The organism is Arthrobacter sp. WCS2018Hpa-7, from assembly GCF_031843805.1.
Taxonomy (GTDB): domain Bacteria; phylum Actinomycetota; class Actinomycetes; order Actinomycetales; family Micrococcaceae; genus Arthrobacter.
This window is the reverse complement of the sequence record NZ_JAVTJB010000005.1, coordinates 100,516-115,251: the sequence shown is the minus strand read 5'-3', so window position 1 is coordinate 115,251 and position 14,736 is coordinate 100,516. Positions and strand designations below refer to the sequence as shown.

At 61.7% G+C, this 14,736-nt stretch carries 9 protein-coding genes; 6 read left to right on the top strand and 3 right to left on the bottom strand.

Annotated elements, in window-relative coordinates; genetic code table 11:
• The first annotated feature begins 86 nt into the window (after window positions 1–86).
• Window positions 87–653 carry a hypothetical protein gene (locus tag RQH14_RS07785; protein WP_311212732.1) on the top strand — a complete coding sequence of 189 codons (567 nt, stop codon included), beginning with the start codon at window positions 87–89 and terminating at the stop codon, window positions 651–653.
• Window positions 654–670: 17 nt separating this feature from the next.
• Here RQH14_RS07785 and RQH14_RS07780 read toward each other — a convergent pair whose 3' ends face one another.
• Window positions 671–892: a helix-turn-helix domain-containing protein gene (locus RQH14_RS07780; protein ID WP_311212731.1), complete on the bottom strand. Its 222-nt coding sequence runs from the start codon at window positions 890–892 to the stop codon at window positions 671–673.
• 155 nt (window positions 893–1,047) lie between these two features.
• Here RQH14_RS07780 and RQH14_RS07775 point away from each other — a divergent pair, with 155 nt between their 5' ends.
• The 4 genes from RQH14_RS07775 to RQH14_RS07760 are packed head-to-tail and all read left to right on the top strand — an operon-like array spanning window position 1,048 to window position 9,414.
• Window positions 1,048–1,692, top strand: coding sequence for an SAF domain-containing protein (locus tag RQH14_RS07775; protein ID WP_311212730.1), 645 nt, complete (start codon window positions 1,048–1,050; stop codon window positions 1,690–1,692).
• Complete coding sequence (locus RQH14_RS07770) at window positions 1,689–2,999, top strand: chromosome partitioning protein (RefSeq protein ID WP_311212729.1); 1,311 nt, start codon at window positions 1,689–1,691, stop codon at window positions 2,997–2,999. Before RQH14_RS07775 ends, RQH14_RS07770 begins: the two co-directional genes overlap by 4 nt.
• A gap of 57 nt (window positions 3,000–3,056) precedes the next feature.
• Window positions 3,057–7,913 (top strand): NAD-glutamate dehydrogenase, encoded by a 4,857-nt coding sequence (locus tag RQH14_RS07765; protein ID WP_311212728.1) that lies wholly within the window; start codon window positions 3,057–3,059, stop codon window positions 7,911–7,913.
• A gap of 31 nt (window positions 7,914–7,944) precedes the next feature.
• Window positions 7,945–9,414, top strand: a complete 1,470-nt coding sequence (locus RQH14_RS07760) for a histidine kinase N-terminal domain-containing protein (protein WP_311212727.1) — start codon at window positions 7,945–7,947, stop codon at window positions 9,412–9,414.
• A 107-nt stretch (window positions 9,415–9,521) separates the two neighbouring features.
• On the opposite strand, the gene RQH14_RS07755 is transcribed toward RQH14_RS07760, so the two are convergent.
• Window positions 9,522–9,770, bottom strand: coding sequence for a WhiB family transcriptional regulator (locus RQH14_RS07755; protein ID WP_003804966.1), 249 nt, complete (start codon window positions 9,768–9,770; stop codon window positions 9,522–9,524).
• A 239-nt stretch (window positions 9,771–10,009) separates the two neighbouring features.
• Between RQH14_RS07755 and RQH14_RS07750 the strand changes: the two genes are divergently transcribed.
• Complete coding sequence (locus RQH14_RS07750; RefSeq protein ID WP_311212726.1) at window positions 10,010–10,510, top strand: hypothetical protein; 501 nt, start codon at window positions 10,010–10,012, stop codon at window positions 10,508–10,510.
• Here the strand turns inward: RQH14_RS07750 and RQH14_RS07745 are convergent.
• Window positions 10,507–14,622: an FtsK/SpoIIIE domain-containing protein gene (locus RQH14_RS07745; protein ID WP_311212725.1), complete on the bottom strand. Its 4,116-nt coding sequence runs from the start codon at window positions 14,620–14,622 to the stop codon at window positions 10,507–10,509. The genes RQH14_RS07750 and RQH14_RS07745 overlap by 4 nt on opposite strands.
• Window positions 14,623–14,736 lie beyond the last annotated feature (114 nt).

Here is a 14,736-nt window from a genome sequence, read left to right as displayed (position 1 = left end):
GGCACGTCCCGGGCTTTCTGTCCAATTTGGGTGCCAGGGTCACGGATGATTCGCCGTGCCTCCATGTTGCAGCCTAGTCTGATTACATGAGATGGGACTCTCTCTTTGAGGACTTGGAAGCACAATTTTCTGCCGGACGTGCCCTGGAGGCGGAATCGGAGATCACCGAGCGGGCCAGAGTTGAGCTTGCGGGGATCGAACTGGGTGATCGGCTCCGTGGTGCAGCTGGCTCCATGATCAAGCTCTTCCTCGCTGACGGCAACATCATTCATGGAGCGCTGGGCCGTGTGGGCGGCGAATGGTTGGTGTTGTCCGAGGGCTCGCGGCAATGGCTGGTTCCCTTCGCGGCCGTGCTCACATTCCAAGGTCTGGGGAGGCTGGCCCTTAAACCTGTGTCGACGGTTCGGCAATTGCCAGGGATCGCCTCAGCCCTGAGAGCATTGGCCCGGGACAGGTCCGCAGTGGTAGTTCATTTGAACACACGGACCGGAGATGGCGCCAAGCTCAACGGTGTCATCGACAGGGTCGGCCGGGACCACTTCGACGTGGCTGTTGTCCGTGACGGTGAAGTACGGCGGGCAGGCAACGTGGCATCAGTCGTGACCGTCCCGTTCAGTGCTGTTTCAGCCCTCTGCTCGGCAGCCGGCGAGTAGCCACTCTGCTGTAGTCCCTAGGGCTGGTTCGCCTTGGTTTTGGCTTCCTGAATCATCCGGCTTGTTTCTGCGTAGCGCTCTTGGATGTACTGCTCAAGCATCGTCTCCTCGATGCGCCATTGTCCACGCCCTCCAACCTGGATCGCTTTCAACTCGCCGCTTCGCACCAAGGCGTAGGCCTGTGGTGAGTTGATTTGGAGTTGTTCGGCGACATCCGCCAGAGTCAGGAATCGGGGCATGGCACCATTTTGCCACTGTTGGCCCCTTTTGATGCGTTTATCCACAGTTTCGGCTCTTTTGAGGTCGATGGCTTTCGTCCTTCGGGAGGGGGCCGGTAAGAATGAGGAGGCGGGTCCGTCGACCATGCCTTTAGCTCATCGGGGGTATCAGGAACATGGGTCAAGTGAGAGCGGTCGCTGCAGCAAGATTGAAGAAGCCATCGTGGAAGGACCCGCGGCTCCTCATCGGGATACTGCTGGTACTCGTATCCATTGCGGGCGTCATCGCTTTGGTTGGTACGGCTGACAGGACTACGCAGGTCTACAGTGCGCGCGAAGACATCGCAGTTGGCCAGGTGATCGCCGTCGCTGATCTTTCGATTGTCAATGTGCGCCTGGATGATGTCGAGTCCGGGTACGTCACTGTGGAGGGTGGTCTGGCGGAGGGGCGGGTAGCCCTGCAGCGGGTGGCCAAGGACCAACTCGTTCCAAAGGAAAGCCTGGGAAAAGCTGATGCCCTGAACAGGAAGCCAGTGGCCATCTCCATGGAAGGAGAACTTCCCGCCCAGGCGGTCGGTGGTGCGCGGGTGGACGTATGGGTTGCCTTGCCTGGTTCGAGCACCGCCTTTGATGAGCCGCAACTGCTCTTGCCTGGTGCAGAAATCGCCCAGGTGGTTTCAGGCTCGGCTGGCTTGGGGGCATCAAAGACCACTCAAGTGTTGGTGCTGGTGACGGATGAGCAGATGCCCAAGCTATTGGGTGCCCAAGCAAATGGGGCCAGTATCTCCGTCGTGTGGAATCCGGCGGGCCTCAACCCATGAGCATCCCGGTGATTACTGTGGGCCCTGCCCAGGAGGCTGTCGTGGGCGGTCTTGAGGGCCTGCACGGTCCGGTGACGGTGGTTCGCCGTTGTTCAGAGCTTGCTGAGCTGATGGCTGCCTGCCAAAGCGGCCTTGCGATGGCGGCCGTCGTGGCCGAGGGCTGCGAGGAATTGACCACTACCTTGGTGGATCGGCTTGGCGCTGTTGGAGTTTCGATCGTTGCACTGACCGATGATCCGGCCGAAGTGCGGCGGCTGCACTCCATTGGAGTCGTTGTCGCGGCTTCCGGGATAGAACCAACACAACTCGCCGCAAAAATATCCGAGGCTGTGGGTCGTGAGCACGCGCGCGGACGTTTGGGCGCGGGACAGGACGCAGGTTTCGCTGATGCGGGAGGCGGGGCGCTTTTGATGTCTGCTCCCGAAACGGGGGAGGACCCAGCGGCGGGTTCAGGTCTGGTCTTTGCTGTATGGGGGCCCATAGGGTCACCCGGCAGGACCCTGCTTGCGGTCAACATCGCTGCCGAATTGGCAGCAGAGGGTAAGTCCGTCATCCTCGTGGATGCTGACAGCTATGGTGCCAGCGTGTCAGCTGTACTCGGGTTGTTGGACGAAGCCGCAGGACTGGCCCAGGTCTGCAGGCTTGCGGACCAGGGGATGCTCGACCCCAGTGCTTTGAAGGCCGCGGCGATCCCCGTCTTCACCAAAGGGGGATCATTTCGGGTGCTCACTGGGACTACGCGGGCGGATCGATGGACGGAATTGAGGGCGGCTGCGCTGTCGCAGGTCCTTGAGCGATCCAAAGAAATGTCGGATGTCGTGGTGGTCGATGCCGGATTCTGCCTCGAATCAGATGAGGAACTAAGCTTCGACACCATGGCCCCACGGCGGAACGCAGCAACTCTCAGGAGTTTGGAAATGGCCGACGTTGTCTTCGCTGTGGGAGCAGCCGACGCAATCGGGGTACCGCGGCTGGTCCGGGGCCTGGCCGACCTTCAAGCAGTCGTTCCACAAGCATCCCTCCGCGTGGTGCTGAACAAGGTGAAGAAGGCGGCCGTGGGCCACGCGCCCCAGCAGCAATTGGCGGAAGCGTGGGACCGGTATGGCCCAGGCCTGCGGATCGATGCCTACCTCCCGGCAGATCCCGTGGCCTGCGACGCCGCCTTGCTCTCGGGCTCCGTCCTGCTTGAAAGCGCGCCCGAATCCGCCCTTCGAATTGCCATCGCCGGATTGGTCTGTGCGCCTGACCAGCAAAAAGCAAAATCCTTTGGTCGAAACACCAGAGCCGCCCGCTTGCTTAAGCGCTAGGCTCAAAATGTGGGCTGCAGAGTCGCAGCAATCAACATGTGATGGAGGCGTTTGTAGATGTCGTCAGGATCCAGCGTGGAGGATCGGTCCGATGCAACAGTTGTCCGTGAAGGGTTCTTCGGTGACTACTATGAACACCTGGCAGAGGAGGATGCCCGTGCGTATTCGCCTGAGCTGCTGATCTCGCGGGCTACGAATCACAAAAAAGTCGCGCAGTCCCGTATGCCGGGAAACGCCGTCGTCGACATCGCCATTGAGGCGGACCGAAGCGTCGTGTACATCGTCACGGACGATATGCCGTTCCTCGTTGACTCAGTCAATGCAGAACTCGTTCGCCAGAACTGTGCCATCAGGCTTGTCATGCATCCTTTGTTCGTGATCACCCGCGACCGTGTCTCCGGGGAGCTCCGGAACATCTCCCGGGTTCCTTCCAACGTAGGGATCTCCAGCGGCGACACCGCTGCACTTCCAAGCGTGGCCCACCTCCTGGGTGACGGTGACAACTCATCGCACATGGAGTCGTGGATTGCGGTGGAGATTGACCGTGTCAACGACGACGCCCGTGCAGAACTGATCGAAGGACTGCACCGTGTCCTCGGCGATGTCAAGGCAGCAGTCGAAGACTGGCCCAAGATGCGCAGCAAAGCACTCGAACTCGCAGAAGCCCTTGCCGGCATTTCGCACCCCGAGCAGATCGCCGAACTCCGGCAGGCTCAGGACCTCCTGCGCTGGCTGGACAACGGCAACTTCACCTTCCTCGGCTACCGCGAGTACGACCTCGTAGACCAGGACGGCGAGGACGTCCTTCAACTGCGCGAAGACAGCGGTCTTGGTCTTCTGCGGGCAGGGGACACCACGCGTCAGGTTCAGCACCTCACGGACGCCGGACGGAAGCGCGCCCGGGAAAAACGGGCCCTGGTGATCACCAAAGCCAATTCCAGATCTACAGTCCACCGGCCCGCCTACCTCGACTACATCGGCGTCAAGAGCTTCGACGCCCAAGGCAACGTCAATGGGGAACGGCGATTCATCGGGCTTTTCGCAACAAGTGCCTACACCGGTTCTGTGCGCAACATCCCGATTGTCCGCGACAAGGTGGACGCCGTCCTGCGGAACGCTGGGTTCCCGATTGACTCCCACTCCGGCAAGGATCTCCTGGGTATCCTCGAGACATACCCGCGCGACGAACTGTTCCAGATCGAGATTCCCGACCTTGCTGCTACTGCTACCGGGATCCAGAGGCTGCAGGAACGTCGCCGTACCAAGTTGTTCCTCCGGCCCGACATTTACGGCCGTTTCATGTCGGCAGTGGTGTACCTTCCCCGCGATCGTTACACCACCAGCGTTCGCCTTCGGATCGAACAGGAGCTCCGGGAAACGTTCCAGGCCGAGAGCATCGACTACGAAGCCCGGATCACCGAGTCCGCCTTGGCGCGTGTCTTCTTCAGGATCCGGCTCCCGCGCACGGCTGAGCTTGCAGAAGTCAATGTTGCGGAGCTTGAACACCGGCTGATGAGGGCGTCCCGCTCCTGGAGCGAAGGAGTCGCCGAGGTCCTCCGCGAGCACCGCCCGGCAGAAAGCGCCGATGTCCTGTCAGCCCTGTGGGCGGAGGCCTTCCCCGCAGGCTACCGGGTGGACTATGAGGTGGAAGACGCCCTGGAGGACATCGAACGCTTCGAGAAGTATGGGGCCCAGGCCGAGAGGGCCGGCGAAGCAACAAGGCAGGTCAAACCTGGGGTTCACGTGTACCTTCCAGAAGGTGCCGGCGAAGCCCTGGAGGAGGATGCCCGCGTCAAGCTCTACCTCATGGAGCCCAAGAGCCTGAGCCAGATCCTCCCTTACTTCCACAATCTCGGTCTTGAGGTCCTGGACGAACGTCCCTTCGAAATCGAAACCTCCGATCACCGCGACTTCTTCCTTTACGACCTCGGGTTGAAGTACCCCGCCGGCGTGGACCCCCTCGTCACCGGGGAGCTTCTGAGCGATTCCTTCGGAGCGGCTGTCACAGGATCCGTTGAGTCGGATAACTTTGACCGGCTGGTGCTGCGTGAAGGCATGCACTGGCGCCAAGTAGTGGTCCTCCGGGCCTACGCCAAATACATGCGGCAAATGGGCAACACTAATTCGTTCGGTTTCATCGCTGACACTCTTCTGGGCAACCCCGACGTTGCCCGTGGACTCAACGCCCTCTTCTCTGCGCGCTTCGACCCCACTGTGCCGGAGGATCTTCGGCCGGAACGCCAGTCTGCAGCACGGGCAGCCCTCGCCGAATCCATTGAGCAAGTGGCTACGTTGGACGCTGACCGCGTACTGCGTACTTTCGTGAACCTGATTGAGTCCACCCTGCGGACCAACTATTTCCAAAACAAGGAATACCTCAGCTTCAAGCTGGATCCAACGTCGATCGACGGATTGCCCTTCCCCCGCCCTGTGTACGAGATCTGGGTCTATTCACCCAGGGTTGAAGGTGTGCACCTGCGCTTCGGGAAGGTAGCCCGCGGCGGTCTCCGCTGGTCAGACCGCCGGGAAGACTTCCGCACGGAAATCCTTGGCTTGGTGAAGGCCCAGACAGTCAAGAACGCCGTGATCGTTCCTACGGGTGCCAAGGGTGGGTTCTTCGCAAAGAAGCTGCCCAACCCGGCAGTTGACCGGGCCGCATGGATGGCCGAAGGAATTGAGAGCTACAAGACTTTCATCCGGGGCCTGCTGGACATCACCGACAACCTCGTGACGTCAGCGGACGGCGAAAGGCTGGTCCCGCCGTCGGACGTTGTTCGCCACGACGGTGACGATTCCTACCTGGTGGTGGCGGCCGACAAGGGAACCGCCACCTTCTCCGACACCGCCAACGGGCTCGCGGCCGAGTATGGATTCTGGCTGGGCGATGCCTTCGCCTCCGGCGGATCCGTGGGTTACGACCACAAGGCCATGGGCATTACGGCACGCGGGGCGTGGGAATCAGTCAAGAGGCACTTCAGTGAACTTGATCTGGATACCCAGACCGAAGAGTTCACGGTAGTTGGCGTCGGCGACATGTCCGGCGACGTCTTCGGCAACGGGATGCTGCTGTCCCGGCACATCCGTCTGCTGGCCGCATTCGACCACCGCCATATCTTCCTTGATCCCACACCCGATGCCGCGGCATCCTTCGCGGAACGGCAGCGGCTGTTTGAGCTGCCCCGATCTTCCTGGGATGACTATGACCGGTCTCTCATCAGTGAAGGCGGAGGCGTCTTTGCGCGCCAGGCGAAGACAATCCCCGTCTCGGACCAGGTCCGAAAGGCGTTGGGCCTGCCCGAGGGCACCACGCAGCTCAGCCCGCCGGAGCTTCTTCGCGCGATTTTGCTGGCTCCGGCGGATCTCCTCTACAACGGCGGCATCGGCACCTACGTCAAGGCCAGTACGGAGACCCACGCGGCAGTTGGCGATAAAGCCAACGACGCCATTCGTGTGGACGGACGCGACCTGCGGGTCAAGGTTGTGGGCGAAGGCGGAAACCTCGGTTTGACGCAGCGTGGGCGCATCGAAGCCGCACTGCAAGGAGTCATCCTCAATACGGATGCGATCGACAACTCGGCCGGGGTGGACTGCTCCGACCATGAAGTGAACATCAAGATCTTCGTGGATCGAATGGTGGCCGCCGGCAAGCTTGAGGCCGAAGAACGGGCCGCTTTCCTGGCAGATATGACCGATGAGGTGGGACGACTCGTCCTTCAGGACAACATCGACCAGAACATCCTGCTCCTGAATGATCGGACGCGGGTTGCGGAATGGAGTCCAAGCTACGAGCGGTTGATGGACTGGTTGGAGAAGTCCGCCGATCTCAAGCGTGATCTCGAAGCTTTGCCCACCACGGAGACACTTCGTGCAAGATTGGAGCAGGGCCAAGGCCTGACGTCCCCGGAACTGGCAGTTCTGGCTGCCTACGCCAAGATCGAACTCGGCGCCGCACTGCGCGAGAGCAACCTTGCCGACGACCCCTGGTTTGCGGACACCATCCGCAACTACTTCCCGAAGCAATTGCGCGAGAAGTTCGACGCCGAACTGGACACACACCCGTTGCGCCGCGAAATCATCGCAACCGTCGTAGCCAACGACATCATCAACCTGGGTGGCATCACGTTCGCGTTCCGGGCCATCGAAGAAACATCGGCAAACGAGGTAGCGGTTGCCAAGGCATTTGTGGCGCTGCGCGAAATTTACGACCTCGATCCCATGGTGGAGGAGTTGAACGCGCTCCCGGCGTCCTTCCCGACAGAACACTGGAGTGAGGTCCACCTGGACATCCGCCGGCTGCTCGACAGGGCTGTGCGATGGGTCCTGGGGCAAGGGATGGCGTCCCAGCCGATTTCCACAGTGGTGGAATCGTTCAAGCCAATGTTGGCCCCCTTGCGGGCCAAGCTGCTGGACTACCTCCGGGGCGAGGACAAGACCCGCATCTCAGGCTGGCTTGAGAAGGCACGTGGCTGGGAATTGCCGGAACACCTTGCCCACAGGTGGGCGGAGCTGTTCGAGAGTTACGCGCTGTTGGATATCGCGCGGATTGCCGAGACCGGCGGTGGCAGCGTCGAAGACGTTGCCCACGTTTATTACACCGTGTTCAACCGCTTCCACGTCGATTCGCTGCTGGAACGGATCAGTTCCCTGCCGCGTGATGATCGCTGGCAGGCGTTGGCCAGGGCCGCCCTTCGGGATGATCTGTACTCAACGGTCGCGGATATGACGACGTCGGTCCTGGAGTCGACGGAGTCCGGCACCTCAGCTGAAGATCGCCTGAGGGCGTGGGAAGGGCAGAATGCCGAGCAACTGGGCCGGGCCAAGACCATGTTTGACGAGGTCAACGCGCTCGAAGCCGACGACATGGCTTCACTGTCGGTAGCATTAAGGCTCTTGAGGTCAATCGTTCGACGCTAGGGGCAATCCCGGCGTCGCAAATGGAGGTGCAGTGGCAATCTTTACAGACCCCATCAGGGAACACGCTGATTTCGGGCCTGGAGACGCCGAATGGCTGCACCTCCTCGTCGGTGACTGGCAGATGGTCGCCGACTTGGCATTCGCGGACCTCGCACTGTGGTTTCCGCACCCGGAGTTCGGTTACATCGCCCTCGCCCACGTCCGTCCGTCGACATCACATACGGTGTTTCATGCGGACTTCGTGGGGGAGGGCATCCGTTCCGATCTTCGCCCGCTGGTTGATAAGGCATGGAACAGCCGCTCGATCGAACGATCCAGCGAAACGAGCTGGAGCAGCGAGATGGCGTTGCGTGTCGAAGCTGTTCCCATGGTGCGCAATGGCAGGACACTGGCCGTAGTAACGTCCCACATGGATCTGTCCAGCTCCCGCATGCCCTCGAGGTTGGAGCTGACGTATCGTCAGTGCGCCTATGACCTCCTGCGCATGGGAACTCTGGGACTATGGCCCGATTTCGCTTCGCCCACTGGATCACGTCGTGGGGCCCCGCGTGTGGGGGACGGGCTTATCCGGCTGGACGCCGAAGGCATAGTTCAGTACGCGAGCCCCAATGGCGTCTCAGCCTTCAGGCGACTCGGCGAAGTTGAGTCATTGGAGGGCCGGTCCCTGGCGGAGGTGACGGCCGGGCTCCTCAAAGACCGCCGGATGGTGGATGAGACACTGCCATTGGTTGTCACCGGACGAATGCCTTGGCGCAGTGAGATTGAGTCCCGGGGCGTCAGCCTTTCCCTGCGGGCTATTCCCTTGCGCGACGAGCAGCACCGTTTCGGTGCCCTCGTCCTGTGCCGCGATGTCTCGGAACTGCGGCGCAGGGAAATGGAATTGGTTACCAAAGACGCCACGATCCGGGAGATCCATCACCGGGTGAAAAACAATCTTCAAACTGTGGCGGCACTGCTGCGAATGCAATCGCGCCGTATGGTCAGTGACGAAGCGAAGCAGGGCCTGGAACAGGCTATGCGGCGGGTGGCCACCATCGCACTCGTCCATGAAACGCTTTCCCAGGGGCTGACGCAGAGTGTTGATTTTGACGAGTTGATTGGACGGCAGTTCCGGCTGTCTGCAGAGGTGGCGTCGCCGTCCCAGCAGGTACGAACGGAACGTTCAGGGCTGTTCGGCGAGTTGCCCAGCGATTTTGCCACTCCCTTGGCCCTGGTCATCAACGAGTTGGTCACCAACGCTGTTGAGCATGGTCTTGAAGGGCGCACGGGTACGGTATGGCTCTTGGCTGATCGGGCAGACGGAGACGGGAATGACGAATTTCTGACCGTGACCATTGCCGATGACGGCGTTGGCTTGCCGGACGGTCAATACTCCGAAGGTCTGGGCTTGCAGATCGTCCGCACGCTGGTCACGAGCGAGCTCGGTGGATCAATCCAGTGGAGCCCTCGCGACGGAGGGGGAACCGCCGTCGAAATCGTTCTGAACCTGGCCCGCGCTTAAGCTGTCGGTGCGCCCCGCCAGTGTCACCGGGGTAGCGCACCGACAGCCATGGCTTAAATAAGGAAGGCCGCGGACCATCGGTCCGCGGCCTTCCTTATTGATGAGGTCTAGGAAGCGCGGCGTGCGCGGGCAGCGCGACGCTTGAGCGCCCGACGCTCGTCTTCACTCATACCGCCCCAGACGCCGGCGTCTTGTCCGGACTCCAGGGCCCACTGCAGGCAGGTGTCCACTACGGGGCAGCGGCGGCAGACGCTCTTGGCTTCCTCGATTTGCAGAAGTGCTGGTCCGGTGTTGCCGACTGGGAAGAAGAGCTCCGGGTCCTTGTCGAGGCAGGCTGCGCGATTACGCCAATCCATGCTGATCAGTCACTCCATTCGTGAGAACTAGATAGGGCCTTTTGTGAAAACATTCACGAGAGGCTCCAAAGGAAAGGGGCCCGCATGGGCCCCCTTGGTCGTCTGAGTCAAGCGTTTCATGTTAACGCCTTGTAAACAAGGGGTGTTAGTGGTCGAAATGCCCGGAATCCGTGAGCGATGCATCACATCAGCCGCCAGTGCCCTCACTGCTAGATGACTATGTCCGGTAGTGTGCCAGTGTGTCAAGACCTCCCGTAAACCCTGCCCAACCCGCCTCCGGATCGGAGCCAGGAGAAGATTCCGGCGCGCAGGCGCACCAGGAAACCGGCGATCCAGGAGGCAGCCACCGGCCCCGTGGGGTCGCGGTGATATCGGCTGTTGTCCTGTTGGAAGCACTCGCTCTCATGGGCGCCGCAGCCTGGTACGCATACGAATTACTCACTGGGGCCCCTGTGCTGACCTTCTGGGGCGCCGTGTTTACGCTGGGGCTGCTCCTTGCCTTCTCGGTGTGGTTGTTCGCAGTGGGGCATTATCTGTTCCGTGGATACCGGTGGACCCGGGCGGCTGCGTTGGTGGCCCAGTTGTTCGTGCTCACCATCGGTTTTCCCACTTTGACCGGCGGGCTGGTTTTGGCCGGGCTGGCAATGATCATCCCGGCCGTTGCGGCGATCGTGTTCCTCTTCCACAAGGACGTCATTGCCTACGCATCGCGTACAGGTGGTACCTCCGGAGTCCTTTAGCCCGCTTCCGTTGGGGAATCATGGGCGGCAGTGGGCGGGGAGCCCGTTGTGAGCACTGCTTGAAATGGCCGCACGTCTCCTGCCTCCACCACATACCCGCGCCCTGGGCGCGCTGGGCGCTCTGTTTCCAGTCGAACTCCCAAGAGATCGCCATCGTGAGGCGATTCCGGCGCCAGGACCAAACCCATCCGGAATGTTTGTACTTCCCGGGCAAGCGGCAGTTGTTGGATCAATGCGGGCCCTGGAGTGGCTGTCATCACGATGCCCCGGACTTTTCCAGCCAAGGCAGCGAGGGCTTGCCGCCCTGCGGCGCCGAGGGCGTCCGCGTCGTCCACCAACAGGACGCTCTCCGGGTCCAGCTTGCCCGCTTCTTGTGCGGCTGAGGCCCAGAATGAGTCTTGGGATGTTCCGCGTGCCGGAACAACCCAAGCAACCGAAGGGTTCAGGCGACGCAGTGATGCCAAGGCCGTGCTCTTCCCTGATCGATGGCTGCCGAGGATGATGCTGACACCGTTCGACCGGAGAGGCAGGGAAACAGGTGTCGCTTCGTCCCCTCCAACGCCGATCCACAGAGCGTACCCCGGTTCCTGCCCGGCAGGCATCACGTGGGCGGTGGACGCAGCGAGCCCATCATGAAATGCCTGTTCCTCCAGGCGATCAGGAAGAGGCCGCAGGCTGAAGGGTGGATTCTCTTGGGGGAGAAGGGCGAACGGCCAGCGCCCCTCATCGGGGGCCTCACGAAACTGCGTGACCACTGCTTCTCCGTTGACGAAGTTGCCCGTGGCGACGGCGCGCCCTGGGAATGGCTCCACCTCCGGAAGGCGGGGCCAATGAAACCGGGCTTCCTCCGTGGAGCCTGACGGAAAATAGGCCCGGTTTTGTATCCCTCCAAAGAAACGCGAACTGACCAATTCCCGCTCGCCACAAATTATCACCGTGATGCCCAGAGGGCGGCCGTCCCGCACAATGTCCTGCACGAGGCTCTCTGCCCAGGCTGAAGTCCCGGCCCGGAATGCAGTTGCCCATGAGCACCACCCTGAGATGATCAAAGCCAGGGGCTTGGCGGCCCTCCCCGCGTCGTTGCCGGTGCGTCTACGGCCCATTTCCTCGGCAAGACGCTTTAACACACGTGCCGCAAGCGTTAATTGGTGAAGGCCGACGAACGCACCCACCCTTTGATGGCCACGGAGGTCGCCCAGTATTCCGGCCGCATCCAGGACAAAGGGGTGAGGCTGGGGCCCTTGCATGGCCAGCATGGCTGAGACGGCCCTGAAGCAGGCGTGCATACCGCTCGACGCGCTTCCGATCATGGCCAGATGTCCGTGCTCGGCCGGCAACCACTGCAAGGGCTCCACGATTTGCCGTGTGGGCCTGTCAACCAACGCCAGCGGCCCGACACACCAAGGCGCTGCTTCAGTGGTTGCGGGGACGTAAGAGGCATCCGCCAGGGAAAGTCCCCCACTCCACGGAATCGCAGACGGCAGGGGCTCCGCTATGGGGTGCCGGGGGAGGGAACTCCCTTGGCGGTGCCATGCGTCCTGGACAGTAGAAACAAGCCGGCGGACACCGGCATCCGGGAGGGCCTCCTGCAGACCTGCCAAGGGGTGGGACAGTGAGCCTTGATGCTGCGAACCGCCGTTGAGCACCTGAATGGCGGCTTGGACGAACTGTGGAGGGCCGTCGTCAGGGCCGTCGGAGGCTCTGGCGTCGGGGGAAACCGCAAGGGACGCGGCCTGGAATTCTTCCGGGTTGCTTGAGGGCCGGACCAGGTAGGCCCTTCCCGGAGTGTCAGCCCGTATGGAGGCAGCTACTTTGGAATTGATGATGTCCACGGACTCTGCTTCAGATTGCACTCTCAGAGCGATACTTGAGGCAACGTTTGCCCGGATGTCGGCGGTTAATGCTCCTTGAGGCCTTTGGGTCGCCATCACAAGATGGATACCCAAGGAACGGCCGATGGTGGCGATCCGCATGAGCTCGCGAAGGGCTTCGGGAGCCTCGTCAATCAGCATGCGGAACTCGTCGATGACCAAAACCAAATGCGGAACGGCTGGGTACGTGCTCGACGCAGCAAGGCGGTACTGGTTCAGGTCTGCGACGTCAGCTGCAGCGAACAACTCCTCGCGGTATCTGATCTCCCCCCGGAGCGACGCAAGAGCGCGATCCAGATGGTGCCCACCAAGATCGGTCAAGAGGCCAACACAGTGGGGCAGGCCGGCGAGCGGTCGCAATCCCGAGCCGCCTTTGAAATCAATAAAGAGGAAGGTTGTGTGCTCGGGGGAGTACGTCAGCGCCACGGAAGCGACGAGGGTCCTCAGGAGCTCCGACTTTCCAGAGCCCGTGGTACCTGCCACCAGAAGGTGTGGACCGTCTCGCTTAAAGTCAAAGGTCTCAGGGCCCTGACGGCCCTGGCCCAACACTGCCCTAAGTCCAGGCAAGCGTGCAGCGTCATCCCAGCGGCGAAGAACCCTCCTGGTCCCGAAAGGAAGAATGGCAGCCAGAGTGCATTGCTCAGGAACGGGCTGCCGTGTGCCGGCACGTTCGTGGTGCGCCAGCGAAGCCATGGAGCGGCAGAACGCATCGAAAACGCTGACCGGGACAAGGTCTGGAACGAAGTCCAGGCGCTCGCCGGCCACGTCCAGTGTTCCTGATGTCCCTGACCGCGAAAGCTCGATGAGGGGTCCGGGCTGTCCAGCAGGTGGGCCGCAATGGATCACCTGCCACCCGTTCCGGTGCGCGGCGCCCAGGAGCAACGACAACGCGCCCTTGTCTCCGCCTGCCGGTTCATCGATGATGAGCAGCCTTCCAAGGGCGCTGCCGCTGAGCCGGTGCATGGCTGCCAGGGCCACCTCATGCTTCGTCGTCAGAGTTACCTTCGAGAGGAACCTGGCACTGAGAGGCAACCTTCCGACACTCCCAACGACAACGACGGGTGTCTCCGCAGCACGGGGATAGCCGGTCATCTGCATCACCATGAAGCGGAGCAGGGAATCAACATGGTCGGGAGGTCCGGCAAGTGCCACCGTGGGAAGATCCGGGTCCAAAGTCACTGCCGCTGCACCGATGCTTGGAGCGCTGAACGTTGGATCTTCAGGTGTCAATCGGATGTTCGCCAGCGCGTTTGCTGTACCCAACCGGATCCAGCTGCCGGAATCTTCACGGAAGGTTTCTCCCGGGGAGCCAGCAGGCGATCGGGACTGACCTCGTGCTGCGTCCTGAGCCTGCATAGTGGCCCTGCCGATGGCAGCCACCACCAGCTCCGCAGCGGAAGGAGAGCTGCGTTGCCGGCGGACGAGGTCATCGTGTGCGGCGCGAGCCACAGCCAATCCACATTCCCGGCGGCTCTTCCGTCCTGTCATGAAGGGGATCAGGAGACTGATCGCGGAGATGGCAGTGAATCCCAGATACATCCACATCCCCGTGGCAACGGCAAGTCCAATGCCGGCGATCAACGGCAGCCCGGCAGCCAGGATGATCGCCGTACGGTTTCCTTGCCGTCCGGCATGCGCCACCTCAATCGGCTCCTCGACGGAGCGGCCGGCATCGTTGGAAATTTCCGGGAGTGGTCCTCTCTCCGTGGAGACGGAGAACACGCTGTTGCCGCACAGAATTGTCGATTCCGACGTCACGGACGTGCGCCGGGATGGCCGCCCATCCACGAGTACCCGGTTGACGGGTGCGACGCTGCTCAGGGTCAGTGCCGTGCTGGAAACATCCAGCACGGCGTGCTCCCTGGACATCCCTGGATCCGGCACGGAAACCTCCGCGGCACCGCGGCCTATCCGGAAGCGGCCGCGATGAATATGGAAGACGGCACCGGCATAGGGACCCGAATGAGTGAGCAGCATGAGAGGCAGGGACGCTGGCTCGGAGAAATGGTGCGGTGCATGACCATCGACGATTATTGCGCCGGACACCAAGGGTGGCCGGCCAACCGTCAGGGCGGCTATGTCTTTTCCATCCACTGCCAGTGGGCCAGTCCCGCGCTCCTCCCCAAGAATCGACTGAAGGTAGGCTCCGGACGTACCCGCAGGGACCCTGATGGTCAATTCCTCCGGAGCCGAAAACTCCGCGGCCGCCGGGCCCCTCACCAACGTGCATTCCAAAGTCATGGCTTCCGTCTTCCTGTGTTCAGTAACGCCCCTGCCGGACAGTGGTGGGCGTTGCACCTGACGCTAGAGGCGTTTACTCCGTGCTGCAGCCTTAGGCATGGCGTATGTGGACAA

Coding starts and splice junctions, on each gene's coding strand:
- RQH14_RS07785 (WP_311212732.1), top strand. CDS start 87: ATGAGATGGGACTCTCTCTTTGAGGACTTGGAAGCACAATTTTCTGCC.
- RQH14_RS07780 (WP_311212731.1), bottom strand. CDS start 892: ATGCCCCGATTCCTGACTCTGGCGGATGTCGCCGAACAACTCCAAATC.
- RQH14_RS07775 (WP_311212730.1), top strand. CDS start 1,048: ATGGGTCAAGTGAGAGCGGTCGCTGCAGCAAGATTGAAGAAGCCATCG.
- RQH14_RS07770 (WP_311212729.1), top strand. CDS start 1,689: ATGAGCATCCCGGTGATTACTGTGGGCCCTGCCCAGGAGGCTGTCGTG.
- RQH14_RS07765 (WP_311212728.1), top strand. CDS start 3,057: ATGTCGTCAGGATCCAGCGTGGAGGATCGGTCCGATGCAACAGTTGTC.
- RQH14_RS07755 (WP_003804966.1), bottom strand. CDS start 9,770: ATGGATTGGCGTAATCGCGCAGCCTGCCTCGACAAGGACCCGGAGCTC.
- RQH14_RS07745 (WP_311212725.1), bottom strand. CDS start 14,622: ATGACTTTGGAATGCACGTTGGTGAGGGGCCCGGCGGCCGCGGAGTTT.